Source organism: Corynebacterium sp. KPL4072, from assembly GCF_037908395.1.
Lineage (GTDB): Bacteria > Actinomycetota > Actinomycetes > Mycobacteriales > Mycobacteriaceae > Corynebacterium > Corynebacterium kefirresidentii.
Genome location: NZ_JBBMGE010000007.1, coordinates 105,186 through 118,777, shown reverse-complemented (window position 1 = coordinate 118,777; position 13,592 = coordinate 105,186). Strand labels below are relative to the sequence as shown.

Here is a 13,592-nt window from a genome sequence, read left to right as displayed (position 1 = left end):
TGGACGAAATCGTGCTACCGGACATAGACACCACCAACCATCCCCGCCACTTTTGTTCGCAGAACCTCTGACGAGGGAATGCGCTCCCTAATTTGGCAGGAAGGCGCCATAATCGGCAGGGGTCGCCCCTGCATTGATGGCGCGGTCGGCGGCCTTGACGAAGTCATGGATCACCTTGCGGTCATCTAGGTTTCGTCCGGACACGGACAGGCGGACGGTATTTCCACGCTGCGCGGAACGCTCTGCCGCACGGATGATGTTTTTGCGCCACCATTTGGCAGAACCGAATCCCTCGCCAAAGGACAAGTTGCGGGCTTGATGGAACTTGCCGGAGCTAATCTGCAAAATGCCGCGGGTGGAGGCGGCTACCTCAAATTTGAACTGAGGCAATACCTGCAAAGTCCCGGGAGACATGCGCCAGCGCGGTGGCGCGAAAATTGTGGGCTCGAAGCCCATCTTGGCCATCTGGCGGGTAGCACCCGCGAGTCGGAGCTTTGCCTCGTGGGAGTCGAGATTCGCGAACTCCGCTCGACGGCCCTGTACCGAGCGGTCGAAACCGTTGAGGATGAGAATGCGGCCGGCATCGGCTTGGTCTCGGAGCCAGCTTTTGGTGTCTTTATCTTTCGCAAGGTGCCAATTGCCATCGATATGCGGGGCAATAAGCAGGGAAACAGGAATCTCCTCTCGATCAAGGATCGAGAGGAGCCGGCTAGCCTGCTTCCGTGTGTCATCAAAGATGCTGGAGATCGATACCAGAAGGTGGCCATTCATAAGAAAAATTATCGCACAGGAATTCAGGATTCGCGCGCTGGCCCCCTATCCGGGTTTTACTTCTCCAGACCGGTGGCCTTATTGATGGTCCACGCATACTCAAAGGCGTTTTGGCGCCATTTTTCATAACGGCCGGACACTCCGCCGTGGCCTGCAGCCATTTCGGTCTTGAGCAGGAATTCGCCGCCGGTGGCCGTCGCCCGCAGCTGGGCAATCCACTTGGCCGGTTCGACGTAGAGCACGCGGGTATCGTTTAGCGAGGTAATAGCCAGGATGTCCGGGTAGTCTTTGGCCTCAATATTCTCGTACGGCGAGTAAGACTTCATATAGTCATAGACCTCAGGATCGTGGTACGGATCGCCCCATTCTTCCCACTCAGGCACCGTAAGCGGCAGTTCCGGCATGAGGATAGAGGTCAGCGGGTCCACGAACGGAACAACGGCTTGGATGGCGGTAAAGCGGTCTGGGGCCATATTGGCGATTGCACCCATAAGCATTCCGCCGGCCGAACCGCCCTCGGCCACCATTTGGTCTGCGGTGGTCACGCCTCGGGCGATGAGGTCATCGGCAACGGCGATGAAGTCAGTAAAGGTGTTTTTCTTTTTGAGCATTTTGCCATCGTCGTACCACGTGCGCCCCATCTCGCCGCCGCCGCGTACATGGGCAACCGCAAAAATCATGCCGCGGTCCATCAGGGACAGGCGGGTCACGGAGAAGGCCGGATCCACGCTGACCTCATAGGAGCCATAGCCGTAGAGCAGAGTCGGATTCGGCTGGGTGCGGTCAAGATCGGCGCGATGAACAATGGAGACGGGGATGTCGGTGCCGTCGGCAGCCGTGGTCCACAAGCGGTAGGCCACATAATCATCCGGATTATAACCACCGGGAACCTCTTGCTCCTTGAGCAGGGTGTACTCGCCGGTGTCCACGCGGTAATCGAAAAGCTGGGCGGGCTGGGTAAAGGACACATAGCTTACGCGAAGCACCGGCGCGTCCCACTCCGGGTTACCAGATACGGAAACGGTGAAAAGCTCTTCGTTGAAGTTGAGCTCTTCGAATTCGCCAAAGCCGTCGTTAATGCGCATGATGGCGGCACGGCCGATGCCGCCGCGGCGGTAACCCACCACAATTTGGTCGCGGTAGGTATCCACGCCCTCGATGCGGGTGGTTTCCTTATGAGGCAGCAGCGCGGGCAGATCCCGGAGAGCGGGCAGCTCGCCGTCGGCCTTGGTATAGCCCACCTCGAAGTTGGGGCCGGTGGCATTGTGGGTGACAATCCAGTAGTTCTCGCCCTTGACGACGGCGTGTTCGACGTCGTAGTCCACGCCGGATTCACGCTCCCACAGCAGGCGGAAGTCGCCCTCGGGGTTGTCCTCTTCGAGCACCCATACCTCAGAGGTCACCTTGGAGCTTATGCCAAGGAAGAGGTACTTATCAGAGCGGGCGCTGCCGATGCCGACGTTGAAGTGCTCGTCATCTTCCTTAAACACCTGCACGTCCTCGGACTGCGCGGTGCCTACCTTGTGGCGCCAAATGGTATCGGGACGCCATGCATCGTCGACGGTGGTGTAGAAAATAAAGCCGTCTCCAGCCCAGGTAGCGCCGTAGAAAATGCCCTCTAGGTGGTCGTCGAGAAGCTCGCCGGTCTCTAGGTCCTTGATGTAGAGTTCAAAGCGCTCATCTCCGGCAAAATCCACCGAATAGGCTAGGTAGCGGCCAGAATCAGAGATGGAGGCGGCACCGAGCGCGAAGAAGTCCTTCCCCTCGGCCAACGCGTTGGCGTCGAGGATAATCTCTTCCCCGTCCGGGGTGCCTTCCTCCGGGATAATCGGGGCGGTCCAGGGATCAGAACCCTCCTCTACCGGAAGGCGGCAGGAATAACCGTAGCTCTTACCCTCCTCAGTGCGACCGTAGTACCAGTAATCGCCGCGGCGGGAGGGCACGGACATATCAGTCTGTTTGATGCGGGACTTAATCTCCTGGAAGATATTCTCCGTCATCTCCTCCAAGTGCGCGGTCTTCGCCTTGGTGTAATCATTTTCGGCGTTGAGGTAATCCAGGGTTTCCTGGGATTCCTTATCGCGCAGCCACTCGTAGTTATCCACGAACTCCCGGCCGTGGAAGGAACGGGTCACGGGGTGGACGGCGGCTACGGGGGCGGAAAGATTCTCGTTGCTCATGCCGTCCCACTGTACGCGTGGCACCCCGTGGTGCGGGAGCTTCGGCGGGGAGTTAGTCCTCGGGCGAGAGGAAATCAGCGAAATGCTTGCCGGACAGCCGCTCGTAGGCCTCGATGTAGCGCAGGCGGGTGGCGGAAACGACGTCGGCAGGCAGCTGAGGTGGGGTGCCGTCGGCGGCTTGGTCCCATCCGGAGGCGTCGGAAGTCAGCCAATTGCGCACATACTGCTTGTCGAAGGATGGCTGAACCTCGCCCTCGACATAAGAATCAGCCGGCCAGTAGCGGGAGGAATCTGGGGTGAGGACCTCATCGGCCAGCACGAGCGTACCGTCCTGGTCGAGGCCGAACTCGAACTTGGTATCGGCGAGGATGATGCCCTTGTCCTCCGCGAGTGCGGCGGCCGTGGAATAGATGCGCAGGGTGGCCGCGCGTAGCTCCTCGGCGCGCTCGGCGCCTAGCTTGTCCACCACGTAGTCGAAGGACACGTTCTCATCGTGCTCGCCCTGCTCCGCCTTGGTGGCCGGGGTGAAGATGGGCTCGGGCAGGCGGGAAGCCTCCACGAGGCCATCTGGCAGCTCGATGCCACACACGGTGCCATTGGCCTTGTACTCCTTCAAACCGGAGCCGGTGAGAAAGCCGCGGGCCACACACTCGAAGGGCAGCATGTCCAATTTCTTGACTACCATCGCGCGGCCGAGGCACTCGGCAGGGATGCGCTCATCATCGAGCGGGCCGGCCAGGTGGTTGGGAAAATCGATGGAATCGAAGAAGAACTTCGAGGTCGCGGTCAGCACGCGACCTTTATCCGGGATGGCCGGCTCTAAGGCGTGGTCGTAGGCGGAGATGCGGTCCGAAACCACCATCAGCAGGGTGTTTTCGTCTACATCGTAGATATCGCGGACCTTGCCGGAGGCAAGATGGGTATATGAAGAAAGCTCAGGTCGCATGACCGTCATTCTAGCGCCCAGGGGTGGCGAGTAGGTTTCGATCAAATAAGCCCCGGAATCCGGGCGGGATCCGGGGACTATTTGATCGAATTGCGAAGGGAGCCGGAAAATGCGGGCTAGAGGATTTCGCCCGGGGTATAGGCGGCGGCCTTGGGGTGCTCGCCTACCAAGGCGTTAATGCGGTTGAGCACCTGGTTGACCTGGGACTCGGCAGCGCCGATGAAGGCGTGCTTATCGGCCAGGGCGGCCTCGAGGTCGGACTCGTCCATGGGCAGGCGGTCATCGGCGGCAAGGCGCTGGACCAAGTCCTGCTCGCCACCGTTTTCGCGCATATTGAGCGCAACGGCTACGGCGTTTTCCTTGATGACCTCGTGGGCGGTCTCGCGGCCCACGCCGGCACGCACGGCCGCCATGAGGATGCGGGTGGTAGCCAGGAAGGGCAGGTAGCGCTCCAATTCGCGGTCAATCATGGCGGGGAAGGCACCGAACTCGTCGAGGACGGTGAGGAAGGTTTCGAATTGGCCGTCGAGGGCAAAGAAGGCGTCGGGAAGCGCGACGCGGCGGACGACGGAGCAGAAGACATCGCCTTCGTTCCACTGCTGGCCGGCCAGGTCTGCGGCCATGGTGAGGTAGCCGCGGAGGATGACCTGCAGGCCACCAACGCGCTCGCAGGAGCGGGCGTTCATCTTGTGCGGCATGGCAGAAGAGCCGACCTGGCCTTCCTTGAAGCCTTCGGTGACGGTCTCATTGCCGGCCATCAGGCGGATGGTGGTGGCCAACGAGGACGGGGCGGCGCCGAGCTCCACTAGGGCGGAGATGGCGTCGAAGTCGAGGGAGCGTGGGTAGACCTGGCCCACGGAGTTGAAGATGCGGTGGAAGCCCAGGTAATCCGCGATGGCGGTCTCCAGGGAGGCAAGTTTGTCTTCGGAGCCGCCCATGAGATCCAGCATGTCTTGGGAGGTGCCCATCGGCCCCTTAATGCCGCGCAGCGGGTAGCGCGCAAGAAGGTCTTCGACACGCTCGATGGCCAGCAGCATCTCATCGCCGGCCGTAGCAAAGCGCTTGCCCAGGGTGGTGGCCTGCGCGGCCACGTTATGGGAGCGGCCGGCCATAACCAGGGACTGGTACTCGGCGGCATGACGGCCGATGCGGGAGACCACGGCAATGGCCTTATCGCGGATGATCTCCAGCGAGGTGTGGATTTGCAGCTGTTCCACGTTCTCGGTGAGATCACGGCTGGTCATGCCCTTGTGGATGTGCTCATAACCGGCCAACGCATTGAACTCCTCGATGCGGGCCTTCACATCGTGGCGGGTCACGCGCTCGCGCTCCGCGATGGACTCGAGGTTCACGTCTTCCACCACGGCCTCGTAGGCATCGATGGCTTTGGAGGGGATGTCTACGCCCAAATCCTTTTGGGCGCGCATAACCGCAATCCAGAGCTTGCGTTCCAGGATGATTTTATGCTCCGGGCTCCAGATGTTGGACAGCTCTGCGGAGGCATAGCGGGAGGACAGGACGTTGGAAATCTTCTTCTTTTCAGCCACGTGACTATTATTCCATGCCTGCCCCACCGCGGGGTGAAGGGTTAGAGAGAAATCTCACCGTCTTCTGCTCGCTTGCCGATGTCCCGGCGGACAAAACCACCCGCAAACTCGATGCCGTCGACGGTGGCGTAGGCGTCTGCTCGCGCTTCAGCCAGCGTGGATCCCTTTCCCAGCACGCTAAGCACGCGACCGCCCGCGGTGTGGTAGGCCCCGTCTGTGTGAACGGTGCCGGCGTGCAGGACGCGTTGCGGATCATCCAGCGCAGCTCCGGAGATGGCATCGCCCTTGCGCGGGGAGGCCGGGTAGCCTTCTGCCGCCATGACTACGATAACGGCGAAGCCATCCTCCCATTCCAGCGGCGCGAGCTCGGCCAGGGTGCCAGTCGCGGTGGCGTGGAGGGCCTCTGCTAGTGGGGACTTGAGAAGGGAAAGCACGGCCTGGGTCTCGGGATCGCCGAAGCGGCAGTTGAACTCGACTACGGCCGGGCCTTCTTCGCCCCACGCCAAGCCGGCATAAAGCAGGCCGGAATATGGGGTGCCGCGGCATACCATCTCCTTGGCCACAGGGACGCAAACCTCGTCCACGATGCGCTGCACGCCCTCCTCCGGCAGCCACGGCAACGGGGTGTACGCCCCCATGCCGCCGGTATTGGGGCCTTCGTCGTTGTCATAGGCGCGCTTGTGGTCCTGAGCTGGCAGCAGCGGGACGACGGTCTCGCCGTCAACCAGGCAGAAAAGCGAAATTTCAGGTCCATCGAGGAAAGACTCCAGCAACACCGGATTGCCGGCGGCAAGGACGGTATCTACGTGAGCGCGGGCAGCGGCGCGGTCCGCGGTGACCACCACGCCTTTGCCGCCGGCAAGACCATCGTCTTTGACCACAAACTGTGGGCCGAAGCGGTCGAGCGCGGCCTCAATGTCTTCCTCGGCCGCACCTGGGCGCAGCTGTTCCGCGCGAGCGGTCTTAACGCCTGCCGCCTCCATGACGTCCTTGGCAAAGGCCTTGGATCCCTCGATCTGGGCTGCTTCCTTGCTGGGGCCGAAGACCGCGATGCCGGCGGCGCGCAGGGCGTCTGCCACGCCAGCAACGAGCGGCACCTCGGGACCGATGACGACGAGATCTGCGGCGATATCCCGGGCCAGTTCTACCATGCGATCCACGTCATCTACCTGGGAGTATTCCGGGTGGACCGTGGCGAGAGTGGACATGGCCGCGCTGCCCGGCGCGGCGTGGATTTCGGTGCTCTGGGGGTCGGCGGACAGGCCCTTCACAAGGGCGTGTTCACGGCCGCCCGAACCAATTACGAGAATGCGCATGCCCACCATCATAACCAGCGGGTAGCCTGGCACACATGGCTTCTGTATTTAGCAAGATCATTAACGGTGAACTACCCGCTCGCTTTGTCTACCGCGATGAGACCTGCGTGGCTTTCCTCTCCATCGAGCCGCTGCGCTACGGCCACACCCTGGTCGTGCCCATCGAGGAAGTAGATAAGTGGACCGACCTGGATCCGCAGACCTGGGCCCACCTCAACGAGGTCGCCCTGGAAATCGGCGGTGCCATCAAGACCGCGTTCAATACCCCGCGCACTGGCTATATCATCGCCGGATTCGACGTCCCGCATACCCACATCCATCTCTTCCCTACCGAGAAGATGGAAGAGTATGACTTTGCCAAGGCCTTCGACGCCGATAACACCGACGATGCCGCGATGGATGAGGCGGCCGCCCGCATCCGCCAGCACCTGGGCTGCAACGAGGAAGGCTTTCGGGAGGAGGACTAGGACTCAGAGGGGGCGTCGGCAAGCGCGGGCAGGCGCACCGTAAAGGTGGTGCCGCGGCCGAGCTCGGAGTCGACGCTAATGCTGCCATCGTGCTGTTCCACTAGGGAGTGCACGATGGCCAAGCCCAAGCCGGAACCGCCGGTATCGCGGGTGCGCGAGGTATCCGCGCGGTAGAAGCGCTCGAAGATATGCGCCGCATCTTCTTTGGACATGCCTTTGCCATCATCGATGACATCGATCAGCACGTCATTGGCTTCACGGCGCAGGCGCAGCGTCACCGTGGCCCCCTCGCCGCCGTGGCGGATGCCATTGGTCACTAGGTTAAGCAGCACCTGGTGCAGGCGGCTGGCATCACCATTGACCACGGGGATGGACTTGGCATCATTGGCCACCGAAATCTCGCGGCCGGGGAAGGCCGCACGCGCGGACGAGCCTACGGACAGGGCCAGTTCCAATAGATCCACCGGACGCAGGTCGAGGCGTGTACCCTCGGCGCGGGTAAGCGCCAGCAAATCCTCCACCAGCAGGGACATGCGCTTCGATTCATCATCGATCTTAGAAAAGACCATGTCCACGTCCTTGGTGGCACCGGAGCGATAAAGCTCGGTATAGCCGCGCAGGCTAGTAAGCGGCGTGCGCAGCTCGTGCGAGGCATCACCTACGAAGCGGCGCATCTGTTCCTCTTTGTCCTGCGCACGCACGACGGAGCGCTGTAGCTGCCCCAGCATAATATTGAGCGCGGCGGCCAGCTGGCCCACCTCGGTATGCAGCGGCCACTTGGGAACGCGCTTGTCCAGGTCGCCCGCCGCGATTTCCGACGCCGTCTTTTCCACCACCCGCAGCGGCCGCAACGCCCTGCGGATAAACCAGAAACCCACGGCCGCAATGGCGGCCAAGGCGATGGCGGCGATGGTCACCTGCACCATCGCCAGGCCGTGCAGGATTTCCTTTTCATGGGTCATATCCTTAGCGATGACCGTGATGACGCCATTAGAATCCGCAAAAGCCAGCGCGCGCCACTTGGTATTGTTCTCGATGGACCCAACGGTGGTGGGATAGCCGCCAAGCGGGATATTCTCCGCATTCGGTGTGGTCGAAGACGGCCCCGAATAGCGGATGGTGCCATTGGGCAGGTAGTTCAGCACCACGTATTCGGTAGGCGGGCGCTTAGTGTGATCACCGATAAAGAAGTCATTGCTGATATCGCGTGCCCACGTAGTCGATGCGGAGCGCAGCTCATCATCGACGTTATTAAAGAGCACATTGCGCATAATGGAGTTCACCGCAAAGGACGAGCCTGTAATACCCAGCCCAGAGACTACGACAAGGAGGATGACCAACCACGTACGCAGCGGCATTGCCTGCGGAATCTGGGAAAACATCCGCCGCTTGGAGGACTTGTCCTCCCCCTCGTCTTGCCCTAGGCCTTCATGCCACATGGATTGCGGGCGCGCTGCCGCTGGCGCAGGCGCCTGGCCCTGGGTCTCCTGTGAATCTTCCATTACCACAGCACTTTAGGAGCGCGGGGTGCGCAGTACATAACCCACGCCGCGCACGGTGTGGATCAACTGGGTATCGCCCGTATCAATCTTGCGGCGCAGGTAGGAGATATAGGACTCGACCACGTTGCCATCGCCGCCGAAATCGTAGTGCCACACGTTATCCAAAATCTTGGACTTAGACAGCACCACTTCTTTGTTCTGCATGAGGTAGCGCAGCAGATTGAACTCGGTGGGGGAAAGCTCGATGAGCTCACCGGCCTTGGTGACCTCATGGGTGTCATCATTAAGCGTCAAATCTGCGTAGCTCATGGTGGCGTCGTTGGTGGATTCTTCCGCCGCACCACCGCGGCGCATGATGACGCGCAGGCGGGTGATGACCTCTTCCAAGCTAAATGGCTTGGTCACATAATCATCCGCACCGATGGTCAGGCCGTGGATGCGCTGGTCCACCCCATCCTTTGCCGTGAGGTACAGCACCGGGCCGTCCAGCCCCTCCTGACGCAGCTTTCCTAGCAGCTCGAAGCCGTCCATGCCCGGCATCATCACGTCCAGGATGTAGGCATCAGGGTTTACCTCACGGGCTACGCGCAGCGCCTCGTGGCCGGAATTGGCGCTGAAGACCTCGAAGTTCTGGAACTTCAACGATACGGTGAGCAGCTCCACAATATTGGGCTCGTCATCGACGACAAGAACCTTGGCGAGTTTTTTGTCTTCCATGTTCTCCTCAGACTCCCTTAAAGGTTGCGAATTTCTATCACGCAATCATGACACGCTTGCTTCCCAGCCTACTGAAGAGTTTCTGGCTGAATCCTGTGAACATAGATGCTCGCCCTGGTCGCCGCAAAAGAAAACCACGCCCCTCCCCTAGTGAGGAAGAGCGTGGTAACTAACGCGGCGCGCTATTTAGAAGTCCTGCGGGCGTGGGATGTTGCGCAGGTTGGACTTTGCCATGGTGATCATCTGGCCCACACCACCGTCCAGAACGGTGCGGGTTGCGGCCTTGGAGAAGCCCATGAGCTGCTCGATGGTCAGCGTTGGTGGCAGGGACAGGGCGTTGGGGTCAGTAACGACGTCGATAAGAGCCGGGCCGTTGTAGGCCAACGCCTTCTTGATCTGCTCCGGAGCTTCCTTCGGATCCTCGATGCGGAAGTGCTTGATACCGGAAGCCTCTGCAATCTTGGCAAAGTTGACAGACTCGTGGTCGGTCTCGTGCTCCGGTAGACCCTGCACCAGCATCTCCAGCTTGACCATGCCCAGGGAAGAGTTATTGAACACGAACATCTTGATAGGCAGGTTGTGGAGCTTTACGGTCAGCAGCTCACCCATCAGCATGGATAGTCCGCCGTCACCAGAGAAGGTGATGACCTGGCGGCCAGGGTTAGCGGCCTGTGCACCCAGCGCCTGTGGCAGGGCGTTGGCCATGGTGCCGTGGCGGAAGGAGCCAATCTGCTCGCGCTTGCCGTTGGCAGTGATGTAGCGAGCGCCCCACACGTTGCACATGCCGGTATCGACGGTGAAGATGGCGTCTTCATCCGCGTTCCTATCGATGAGGTCTGCAACGTACTCTGGGTGGATCGGGGTGTGCTTTTCCACGTTGGAGGTGTAGGCCTCCACGACGTGCTCCAGCTTGCCGTAGTGCTTCTTGAGCATCTTATCCAAGAAGGAGCGGTCCTTCTTCTCATCCACGTGCGGCAGGATGTTCTCGATGGTAGCGGCTACATCGCCGGTAACCGGATAAGAAATCTTGGTGCGGCGGCCGATGTGGGAGCCGTTGATGTCCACCTGTGCCACATTGGCATCCGGCAGGAAGTCGTTGTACGGGAAGTCGGTGCCCAACAGGATGAGCAGGTCAGCCTCGTGGGTGGCCTCGTGTGCTGCGCCGTAGCCCAGCAGGCCATTCATGCCCACATCGAATGGATTCTCGTACTGGATGTACATCTTGCCACCCAAGGCGTGGCCGATAGGAGCCTTAATCTTCTCCGCCAGCTTCAGCACCTGTTCGCGGGCATCCTTGACGCCAGCACCAACGAAGAGGGTGACAGTCTTAGCCTCGTTGATGGCCTGGGTCAGGGCCGCAGCCTCGGCTGGGTCTGGGAAGACAACCGGGCGACCGGTAGAGATCTTAGACTCCACAAAGGAGTCATCGTCGGCGTCCTGCATGGAGACGTCGCCCGGGATGACCAGCACGGAAACACCGTTGCCCGCCATGGTGGACTGAATGGCGTGGTGCAGGACAACACCGCCCTGCTCTGCGGAATTGACCATCTCGCAATAACCAGAGCACTCCTGGAAGATTGCCTCTGGGTGGGTCTCCTGGAAGAACTTGGAGCCGATCTGGCGGGATGGAATGTGGGAAGCCAGCGCCAGAACCTTGGCGCCGTTGCGGTGGGCGTCATACAGGCCCTGGATGAGGTGAGTGTTGCCCGGACCGCAGGATGCAGCACATACTGCCAGCTTGCCGGTGGTCAGGGAATCTGCCTCAGCGGCGAAGGCTGCAGCCTCCTCATTGCGGACGTGAATCCACTCGATGGAGGAGCGACGTACTGCATCCACGATCGGATTCAGAGAGTCACCGACTAGGCCATAAATGCGCTCGACACCCTGCTTTTCTAGGGTGTCAACTAGCTGTTCTGCATAGTTACGTGCCATTAATTATCATCCTTAACTCTTAATTGGTGCTAATACCACTGTGCTACTTACACCGCAGGAAAGTCCACTATTCTCCTATACACTCACACACTGCGTCCAGCTGTGAGGAAGGTAATACTAACCTATCTTCGACTGTAAACTATAACGACCGTTCGGTACTGTTTACTCTGCTATGAGTATCCACCCGCCCCGCGCACGAAGCCGCACCGCTCCGGCCTCCACGGCCGCACAACGGTGGTCTTTCTGCGCCGTCATCTCTCTGGGGTTACTCATGGTTGGGCTGGATAATTCCATCCTCTACACCGCATTGCCGCAACTATCGCAGCAATTGCATACCACCGATACCCAGCAACTATGGATTATCAACGCCTACGCGTTGGTACTCTCCGGTCTCCTTCTCGGTACCGGCACGCTAGGTGATCGCACCGGCCACCGGCGGATGTTCCTCATCGGTCTGGCCATTTTTGGCGGCGCCTCCCTACTCGCCGCCTATTCCCCCAGCGCCTGGACGCTGGTCCTAAGCCGGGCCTTCCTCGGCTGCGGCGCCGCCATCATGATGCCGTCGAGCCTTGCGCTTATCCGCCTTACCTTTCCCGATGAGGTGGAGCGCAACACGGCCATTGGCATTTGGGGTTCCGTCGCCGTCATCGGCGCGGCGGCCGGCCCCACCGTGGGCGGCTTCTTTTTGGAGCACTTCTGGTGGGGCTCAGTATTCCTACTCAATGTCCCGGTCGTGGCCCTTGCCCTCGCGTTGACCTTGCTCCTAGCTCCGCCAAACGCCCCAAACCCCCTTAAACACTGGGACTTTCCTTCGTCCCTGTATTCCCTTATCACTCTTACCAGCCTGGTACTGGCCATAAAATCCCTGCCACACGCGTGGCCGGTGAGCGTCGCTGCGGCTGCCGTCTTCGTCTGCGGCGCGCTCGCCTTTGCCCACCGCCAGACCCGCTTGTCAGATCCCCTTCTGACCTTCGACATCTTTGGCTCCCGCGTCTTCAGCGGCGGGGCCTTAGCGGCCGGCGGTGCCATGTTCGGTATGTCCGGCCTGGAGCTACTCAGCACCCAAAAGCTGCAGCTTGTCGACGCCCTCTCACCCCTCCACGCCGGCCTTATCATCTCCGCCATGGCGCTATCTGCCATCCCTACCTCCATCCTGGGCGGCGCCACATTGCATCGCCTGGGATTCCTCCCGCTCATAAGCGGCGGATTCCTCCTTATGGCCACCGGCATGATCCTGTTGCTCGCAACCCGAGGCGAGGCGCTTGCCCTACTCGTTGTCGCGCTCGTCCTCACCGGCCTAGGCGCGGGCCTTGCCATGTCCGTATCCTCAACCGCCATCATCAATGCCGCGCCCCTCCACCGCACCGGCATGGCCGCTGGCGTAGAGGCGGTCTCCTATGAATTTGGCACCCTGATTTCCATTGCCCTGACCGGCACCCTCGTGCCTTTACTCATGGCCCGCGAACTCCCACCTCACCTCGCAGAACTAGGAACCGACGCGCTGCATCACCCCGCTTCCCACGCGACCGCCGCCAGCGCCTACAATGCCGGGTATCTTTCCACCATCGGCGGCCTGGCTTGCTTCGCCTTACTCCTAGCCGCGATAACCGCCTGGTGCTTCCGCGATAACCCCAAATCAGGAGATCCCCATGCCGCGAATCAACAAAAAGACCGCAGCCCTTGAAGCTGCGCTCGACATCATCGCCGCCGAGGATGTCTCCGGCCTTACCTATGACTCCCTGGCGCAGGCGACCGGCATGTCCAAGTCCGGTCTCATCTACCACTTTCCTACCCGCCACAACCTGCTGGTAGATTGTCACCGCTTTTGCGCTGAGCGCTGGGAAGAAGAGCTCGAGCAACTAGCCGGCGGCCACCCTGCCAGCGAGCTCAGCTTGGCCGAGCGCTCCCGCGCCTTGGTGCTATCCATGGGTAAAAAAGATCCCCTCGTCAAGCTGTTGATGTGCGTGCACTCCCAGACCCACCCAGATTTTTCTGCCCAGTGGGCAGATGTGGATGCACGGTGGATGGTGGATCCTTCCGCCGCCGAGACGGACGAGGATGACCTACTCGTCATGTTGCTTAGTACGGGGCTGTGGGTGCACGATCACCTCAACCAGCGCAAGCTCTCCCCCGCTAACCGCCAACGCATGGTTGACCGGCTTTTTGGGCTTATTGATGCCCCCACAAAACACCACGAAGGCTAGGCCCACGCTG

General features: G+C 60.7%; 11 protein-coding genes. 3 read left to right on the top strand and 8 right to left on the bottom strand.

What is annotated here, in order from left to right; translation table 11 throughout:
* Window positions 1-87: 87 nt before the first annotated feature.
* The 5 genes from WMP97_RS08785 to purD form a co-directional block, all read right to left on the bottom strand.
* On the bottom strand, window positions 88-771 hold the full coding sequence (locus WMP97_RS08785) for a DUF2334 domain-containing protein (protein WP_340440321.1): 684 nt from the start codon (window positions 769-771) through the stop codon (window positions 88-90).
* Window positions 772-827: 56 nt separating this feature from the next.
* A complete protein-coding gene (locus WMP97_RS08780) occupies window positions 828-2,951 on the bottom strand; it encodes a S9 family peptidase (protein ID WP_340440319.1) in 2,124 nt (707 codons plus the stop codon).
* A 52-nt stretch (window positions 2,952-3,003) separates the two neighbouring features.
* Window positions 3,004-3,897: a phosphoribosylaminoimidazolesuccinocarboxamide synthase gene (locus tag WMP97_RS08775; RefSeq protein WP_239205525.1), complete on the bottom strand. Its 894-nt coding sequence runs from the start codon at window positions 3,895-3,897 to the stop codon at window positions 3,004-3,006.
* A gap of 116 nt (window positions 3,898-4,013) precedes the next feature.
* Entirely contained in the window at window positions 4,014-5,444 is a 1,431-nt protein-coding gene (gene purB, locus WMP97_RS08770; RefSeq protein ID WP_023019883.1) for an adenylosuccinate lyase, read from the bottom strand.
* Window positions 5,445-5,485: 41 nt separating this feature from the next.
* Window positions 5,486-6,760: a phosphoribosylamine--glycine ligase gene (purD, locus tag WMP97_RS08765; protein ID WP_034655982.1), complete on the bottom strand. Its 1,275-nt coding sequence runs from the start codon at window positions 6,758-6,760 to the stop codon at window positions 5,486-5,488.
* Between the two features lie 35 nt (window positions 6,761-6,795).
* Between purD and WMP97_RS08760 the strand changes: the two genes are divergently transcribed.
* Entirely contained in the window at window positions 6,796-7,227 is a 432-nt protein-coding gene (locus tag WMP97_RS08760; protein WP_023019885.1) for an HIT family protein, read from the top strand.
* On the opposite strand, the gene WMP97_RS08755 is transcribed toward WMP97_RS08760, so the two are convergent.
* The 3 genes from WMP97_RS08755 to WMP97_RS08745 all read right to left on the bottom strand — a co-directional run bounded on the left by WMP97_RS08755 (window position 7,224) and on the right by WMP97_RS08745 (window position 11,378).
* The gene (locus WMP97_RS08755) at window positions 7,224-8,729 is read right to left on the bottom strand and encodes a sensor histidine kinase (RefSeq protein WP_023019886.1); all 1,506 of its coding nucleotides are present in this window, start codon (window positions 8,727-8,729) and stop codon (window positions 7,224-7,226) included. The two genes, WMP97_RS08760 and WMP97_RS08755, sit on opposite strands and share 4 nt — an antisense overlap.
* Window positions 8,730-8,741: 12 nt before the next feature.
* The gene (locus WMP97_RS08750) at window positions 8,742-9,446 is read right to left on the bottom strand and encodes a response regulator transcription factor (RefSeq protein WP_023019887.1); all 705 of its coding nucleotides are present in this window, start codon (window positions 9,444-9,446) and stop codon (window positions 8,742-8,744) included.
* 186 nt (window positions 9,447-9,632) lie between these two features.
* Window positions 9,633-11,378, bottom strand: a complete 1,746-nt coding sequence (locus WMP97_RS08745; RefSeq protein ID WP_248100165.1) for a pyruvate dehydrogenase — start codon at window positions 11,376-11,378, stop codon at window positions 9,633-9,635.
* A 172-nt stretch (window positions 11,379-11,550) separates the two neighbouring features.
* Here WMP97_RS08745 and WMP97_RS08740 point away from each other — a divergent pair, with 172 nt between their 5' ends.
* The gene (locus WMP97_RS08740; RefSeq protein ID WP_340440317.1) at window positions 11,551-13,062 is read left to right on the top strand and encodes an MFS transporter; all 1,512 of its coding nucleotides are present in this window, start codon (window positions 11,551-11,553) and stop codon (window positions 13,060-13,062) included.
* Window positions 13,028-13,582, top strand: a complete 555-nt coding sequence (locus tag WMP97_RS08735) for a TetR/AcrR family transcriptional regulator (RefSeq protein ID WP_284835443.1) — start codon at window positions 13,028-13,030, stop codon at window positions 13,580-13,582. Before WMP97_RS08740 ends, WMP97_RS08735 begins: the two co-directional genes overlap by 35 nt.
* The last annotated feature ends 10 nt before the right edge of the window (window positions 13,583-13,592 follow it).

Excerpts from the sequence above, each read along its gene's own strand:
- WMP97_RS08760 (WP_023019885.1), top strand. The coding sequence starts at position 6,796 with ATGGCTTCTGTATTTAGCAAGATCATTAACGGTGAACTACCCGCTCGC.
- WMP97_RS08745 (WP_248100165.1), bottom strand. The coding sequence starts at position 11,378 with ATGGCACGTAACTATGCAGAACAGCTAGTTGACACCCTAGAAAAGCAG.
- WMP97_RS08775 (WP_239205525.1), bottom strand. The coding sequence starts at position 3,897 with ATGCGACCTGAGCTTTCTTCATATACCCATCTTGCCTCCGGCAAGGTC.
- WMP97_RS08780 (WP_340440319.1), bottom strand. The coding sequence starts at position 2,951 with ATGAGCAACGAGAATCTTTCCGCCCCCGTAGCCGCCGTCCACCCCGTG.
- WMP97_RS08750 (WP_023019887.1), bottom strand. The coding sequence starts at position 9,446 with ATGGAAGACAAAAAACTCGCCAAGGTTCTTGTCGTCGATGACGAGCCC.
- purD (WP_034655982.1), bottom strand. The coding sequence starts at position 6,760 with ATGCGCATTCTCGTAATTGGTTCGGGCGGCCGTGAACACGCCCTTGTG.
- WMP97_RS08785 (WP_340440321.1), bottom strand. The coding sequence starts at position 771 with ATGAATGGCCACCTTCTGGTATCGATCTCCAGCATCTTTGATGACACA.
- WMP97_RS08740 (WP_340440317.1), top strand. The coding sequence starts at position 11,551 with ATGAGTATCCACCCGCCCCGCGCACGAAGCCGCACCGCTCCGGCCTCC.
- WMP97_RS08755 (WP_023019886.1), bottom strand. The coding sequence starts at position 8,729 with ATGGAAGATTCACAGGAGACCCAGGGCCAGGCGCCTGCGCCAGCGGCA.
- WMP97_RS08735 (WP_284835443.1), top strand. The coding sequence starts at position 13,028 with ATGCCGCGAATCAACAAAAAGACCGCAGCCCTTGAAGCTGCGCTCGAC.